General features: G+C 58.7%; 4 protein-coding genes and 1 pseudogene. 4 read left to right on the top strand and 1 reads right to left on the bottom strand.

Translation table 11 applies throughout. The annotated features are described in order from the left end of the window. The 4 genes from MOV75_RS25045 to MOV75_RS25030 all read left to right on the top strand — a co-directional run. Window positions 1-905 (top strand): phenylacetate--CoA ligase family protein (locus tag MOV75_RS25045; RefSeq protein ID WP_247006784.1); only part of this gene is annotated, 905 nt, incomplete at its 5' end. A gap of 877 nt (window positions 906-1,782) precedes the next feature. Continuing rightward, a complete protein-coding gene (locus MOV75_RS25040; protein ID WP_247006783.1) occupies window positions 1,783-3,159 on the top strand; it encodes a DNA methyltransferase in 1,377 nt (458 codons plus the stop codon). After that, entirely contained in the window at window positions 3,152-3,526 is a 375-nt protein-coding gene (locus MOV75_RS25035; RefSeq protein WP_247006782.1) for a DUF5681 domain-containing protein, read from the top strand. Before MOV75_RS25040 ends, MOV75_RS25035 begins: the two co-directional genes overlap by 8 nt. Window positions 3,527-3,529: 3 nt before the next feature. Beyond that, window positions 3,530-5,002, top strand: coding sequence for a terminase (locus tag MOV75_RS25030; protein ID WP_247006781.1), 1,473 nt, complete (start codon window positions 3,530-3,532; stop codon window positions 5,000-5,002). On the opposite strand, the pseudogene MOV75_RS25025 reads toward MOV75_RS25030, so the two are convergent. Next, a pseudogene (locus tag MOV75_RS25025) lies at window positions 4,938-5,791 on the bottom strand (hypothetical protein); the annotation flags it as partial. The gene MOV75_RS25030 and the pseudogene MOV75_RS25025 sit on opposite strands and share 65 nt — an antisense overlap.

The raw sequence follows: 5,791 nt of genomic DNA, 5'->3' as shown, positions 1-5,791 counted from the left end.
CCTGGCGCGGTGCGCGGGCGCTGTTCGCGGCCGGGTTCCGCCCCGATGACGTCGTCCTCAACACCTTCAGCTACCACCTCACCCCGGGGGGCTTCATCTTCGATGCCTCGGCGCGTGCGCTGGGCTGCGCCGTGATCCCGGCAGGGCCCGGCAATACCGAGCAACAGTTTGAGCTGATCGAGGCCTACCGCCCGGTTGGCTACAGCGGCACGCCGGATTTCCTGAAGATATTGCTCGATGCCGCGGCGAGCTCGGGCCGCGACGTCTCCTCGATCAAGCGCGCGCTGGTCTCGGGCGCGGCGTTCCCGCCCTCGCTCCAGGCCGAGATCAAGGCACGCGGGATCGACGCCTACCAAGCCTTCGGCACCGCCGATCTCGGCCTCATCGCGTTCGAGACCGAGGCTCGCGAGGGCATGGTCGTCAACGAGGACCTGATCCTGGAAATCGTCAAGCCCGGCACCGGCGATCCCGTGGCGCCCGGCGACGTCGGGGAGATCGTGGTGACCTCGCTCGACCCGCATCATCCCTGGATCCGGCTCGCTCTCGGCGACCTCACCGCAGCGCTGCCGGGCGCGAGTGCTTGCGGTCGCACCAACATGCGCATCAAGGGCTGGATGGGCCGCGCCGACCAGACTACCAAAGTCAAGGGCATGTTCGTCCGTCCCGAGCAGATCGCCGAGATCGGCAAGCGGCATTCCGAGCTCGGAAGACTGCGCCTCGTCGTCACGCGACAGGGCGAAACCGACGCAATGACGCTGAAAGCGGAAACGGCGACCGCGAACGACACCTTGCGCGAAGAGGTTGCGGCCAGCTTGCGCGCCGTGACGAAACTCGGTGGAAGCGTCGATCTGGTCGGTCCCGGCGCGCTGCCGAACGACGGCAAGGTGATCGCGGACGAACGGTAAAAAGGACACGCCCCCAAATCCCAATTCCCTGGTAACAGGGAATTCTACAGGGAAAACTCGGCGGCCGAGGCCTGCTCGGCGTTGAAACGCGCCAGCAAGTGGCATTGAAAACACGGCAATTTGGCATTGAAGCGTCAAAACTGGATCAGGGAAATTTGCCGGTAGAGAACAGCGATGAGCCGTGGCCCCGGCGATCAGCACGACCCGATTTCCACGAATGAAACAGGGAAATGCCACCGTGGCCGCGGCCAGTCCCCAAGCATCCGATAAGGTAGGACGGGGCACATCGGATCGATGGGTTGCGGCGCTCAAGTGTAGGAGCGGCGATCACCTACTTGCGAAGGGAACCTCATACAATTGCCGGAAGGCCGGTTCGATCCTCGCTGAACCTAGCGATCCGCCCAACATCATTCGCTTTCGGCCGTCTGTGCTTGGAATACGAGATTAACAACACACACGGCCCCTAAGCTAGAACCAGCAAGAAGAAACCGGCAGGAACAGTCGAAAAGACACCATTCCAGCTCGCTTTGGCTATTTGCGGCGTCGCAAGGCGCCCTAAATCAAAACCGATACTAATCATCTCGTCTATTTCAAGATCCGAACGCCCCCTTCCTTGATCGTCATTTCCTGAACAGCGTTGGCTCCACTTAGTCTTCGGGTCGGCTTGAAAAGCAACCGGCTCGCCCAATCCAATAGTGATCAGGTGATCCGCCGTTGGCCGGATGGGCCCTCTGCGTACAAGTGCGATACGTGATGTCCCGGCCTTTGGACGATGTATCCCCTGGCTAGGTCCAATCTCATCCGACCAGAGCCCATCCTTCTGTTATAGAGCCTATATTCCGGTTCTTTTAGGGGCACATTTTGAGCCGGAGCCGTCATGTCCATAGAAAGATCAAATTATCCTAAACTAACCATCCAGTACATCTCTGTGCCGAACTTGGTCAAAAACGCCCGCAATCCTCGCCGCCATCCGCAGCATCAGCTCGATCAACTTGCCAAGAGCATCAATACAGTTGGACTTATCAAACCGGTCGGCGTCGACGAACACTTCAACTTAATCTACGGCAACGCGGTCGTTATGGTGGCCGAACAACTGGGGATCACGGAATTACCGGCTGTTGTGATCAGCCATTTGTCGCCAGCCGAAAAACGGGCTTTCGCCATTGCCGATAACAAGATCGCCGCCAACGGCACCTGGGACCTGCAAGTTCTCAGGGAGGAACTGCAGGTTCTGACCAACCTAAGTTACGACTTTGATTTTGCCTCAATCGGATTTGAGACCGCAGAAGTCGATTTGATTCTGGATCAGCCGGTCGGGGCGCACGAAGACCTTTTGCCCGAGCTTGGGCCTGCTGCAACGGTCATTAGTAGGCAAGATGATATCTGGCGACTCAACCAGCATCGGCTCATCTGCGCCAATGTCCTGGACGAACAAGCCTATAAGGCCGTCCTGGGCGATCGGCGGGCACGCGCGGTAATTGCGGATCCGCCCTACAACGTCCCCATCGAGGGCCACGTCGGAGGTCGCGGCAGCATCAAGCACCGCGAATTCGCGATGGCCTCCGGCGAAATGGCGCCTCAACAGTTCACCGAATTCTTGACCGAAGCGTGCGCGCTCTTTGCCAAGTACAGCATTGACGGCTCGCTGCACTACCTATTTATGGATTGGCGGCATACACCCGAGCTGTTGACAGCGGCACGATGTGTTTACAGTGAGCACAAGAATACCTGTGTCTGGGCCAAGACCAATGCCGGCATGGGCTCATTCTACCGGTCCCAGCACGAATTCGTGCACGTATTCAAGAATGGCTTGGGCCCGCATATCAACAACGTTGAGCTCGGCGTCCACGGCCGCAACCGAACCAATCTGTGGACCTATCAGGGCATCAACAGCTTTGGCCGCCGGCGCGACGAGCTGCTGGCTATGCACCCGACGGTTAAGCCCGTCGAACTGATTGCTGACGCGATCAAGGACTGCACATCACGCGGCGAACTTGTTTTGGATCCTTTTGCAGGATCCGGAACCACCTTGATCGCGGCGGAAAGGACCGGCCGCCGCGCAGCTCTCTTGGAAATCGACCCGCTATATTGCGACGTCATCGTACGCCGTTGGCAAAATCACACCGGCCAGACCGCAATCTGCGTCAGGACTGGCCGTAGCTTTGCCGACCGAGAAGCGGCGGCCGCCGCCCTAACTTACTCGCGGCCGCTTCTGCTGCCTGGCCCTTCTCGCAAGGGAGACACTCGTGACTGACGATCAAAAGGCCGGATACAGCCGACCTCCACTTTCGGGCCGGTTTAAAACGGGACAGTCAGGCAATCCCAAGGGCCGGCCAAAGGGTTCGCGCAATCTCAGGACCGACCTGAGCAGCATGATGAAAAGGCGCGTCCAGATTCGCGAGGATGGCGAACCGCGCTTGGTGAGCCGGCAGGAGCTCGTGCTCCTCAGACTGTTCGAGCGGGCCGCAAAGGGCGATACCAAGGCCTGCACGCAACTCTTCAACATGATCATGAAGTTCGAGCCCGGGGAGCAATCCAACAGCGAGACCACAATCGTCACCGCGCATGACGAAGAGATTATCGCTGATTTTTTACATCGCCATTCCAAACATGAGGAGTGATCAATGCCGATCTCCACCCCAGCCCAACGCGATGCGATCTACCGCCGTGACTTTCTTGCCTTCACCATGAAGGCCTTTTCAGTCCCTTCCAGCGACACGTATTCGCAGGAATGGTTTCATGAATCGATCGCCCAAAGACTAATTGACAGCGTGGGACGCGCAACAAGACAGATCATCAACGCGCCGCCCCGCGCTCTCAAATCATATCTCGTTTCGGTGGCGTGGACCGCATTCAGACTGGGCCAAGATCCCACTCACAAGTTCATATGCGTCAGCTATTCCCAAGACTTAGCTAACAAGCATTCGGCCGATTGCCGACGAATTATGGAATCGCCCTGGTACCGCGCGCTATTTTCAACACGTCTCGACAAGAGCACTGAGAATCAGCTCGCGACAACGAATGGGGGCTGTCGGTTAGCAATGTCCGTCGGTGGTACTTTAACCGGCTTTGGCGCCGACACCATCATCGTTGATGACCCGCTCAACGCAGCCGGGGCGGCTTCTGATGTGACGCGCAAGCACTGCAATGAGTGGTTTGATCGTTCGCTCATGTCGCGCCTCAATGACAAGTCCAAAGGCAGCATCATCGTTCTGATGCAGCGCCTGCATCAGCAAGACCTAACGGGCCATCTCATCGAAAGACGAGGCTGGGATCATCTGGTGCTTCCGGCTATTGCGGCGCAGGACAGAACAATCCAGCTACAAAATCGCTCTTTTGTCTGGAAAGAAGGAGAGCCTCTTCAGGCGAGAGAGCCCCTCGAAGTGTTGGACGACCTCAAGAGCCAAATGGGATCACTGGTGTTTCAAACACAATATCTTCAAGATCCCGCTCCGGATGAGGGGAATGACCTCAAGCGGGAATGGCTCCGGTCTTATGATGTCGTTCCGACCCGCCAGTCTGGGGACGAAGTCGTACTCTCCTGCGATATGGCCGCGAAAGCTAGCGAGAACAGCAACTACTCAACTTGTTTGGCCTTTCTTGTGCGCAATCGGAACCAGTATCATCTTATTGATGTTTGGCGAGGAAAGGTTGCCTTCCACGAGCTTTGCCAACTCATGCTGGCGCAAGTAGCCAAACACACGCCTAATGCCGTGCTCATCGAAGATACAGCGATGGGATCTCCGCTGGCCGGTGAGCTCATGCGGGTTGGGCTGCAAGGCGTGGTTGCGATCAAACCGACCAAAGACAAGCGGACGCGTATGAGCGGCGAGACCGCAAAGCTGCAGGCCGGCTCGCTCGTCTTACCGCGAACGGCATCCTGGCTCGACGATTTCATGTTGGAGTACGTCTCGTTTCCGTTCGGCAAGACCGATGACATGATGGATGCGTTGTCCCAGTTTCTAACCTGGCGCACCGAAGCCGAGCGACGGGTCGTCTTCGAGGCAGACTGGGACAATGCGCCGAATGGATTCAGCGGATCGCTGGCAAGGCTTGGGGCTCCTTCGGCAAATGAGATACTTCACTTTCTGAGATGACATGCGCCGTCTCCTCGATATCACCGGCGCATAAGGTACAGCTCGCCAGCTCTGTCCCGGAGGTTGTCAGGATGCGGCTCAACGTCCAGATCCTGGGCCGCGGCTTTCCTACCGGCATCACCAAATCCTGTCTGAAAAGCTCATCCGCCTCGTTTCGTACATAGAGAGATCGCTTTCGATCGCTAGCCGGCACTTTTCCCTGCGATAACGCCCGGAATATTCCGGCGGCGAGGCCGACCGAACCGACGGTACCCCGTACGCCGACGATCTTCCCTTTCACCCGCTCGGGCCGATCGCCGGCGCCAGGTGTTCGCACGATGACGTGCTGATCCAACCTATCCGCCCGGCCAACCTTGCCGGGCGGACGCGGCGCAAGAATGTTGATCCGGCCCAGTTGCAGACTTCCATGCAGGGTGACGATCCGCGTCTGGCCGTGCCCGCCAATAGGCTCGCGTGAGATATAGCTCGCCCGCAAACGACCGCCGCAACAACATCCATTGCTGTGACGGGCTATGCACGCTTGGTGGCGACTTGGGGCGCTAGTTCCAGAACGAAGCCAATTACGTGCACACTCCCCGCCGAGGCGCAGCGATCGCAGCGTTCGCTTCTGCTGCACCAAAGCAGCCCGGTCGTAGCGCTCCAGGCCTTGAATGCCTTTCAGATCTGCCGCCAGCGGGACGGCCAAAAGTGCGCCTAACATCGCCTGCCGCAGGCTGCGGATCCGCAGCACCGCCAGCTTGGACCGCGCCAGCGCCATCGCCGCATCGGGCGTGACCGGATGCCCGAGCC

The organism is Bradyrhizobium sp. PRIMUS42 (assembly GCF_023006515.1).
Taxonomy (GTDB): Bacteria; Pseudomonadota; Alphaproteobacteria; order Rhizobiales; family Xanthobacteraceae; genus Bradyrhizobium.
Note: the sequence above shows the minus strand (reverse complement) of the source record. Positions and strands in the feature narration are given on the sequence as shown.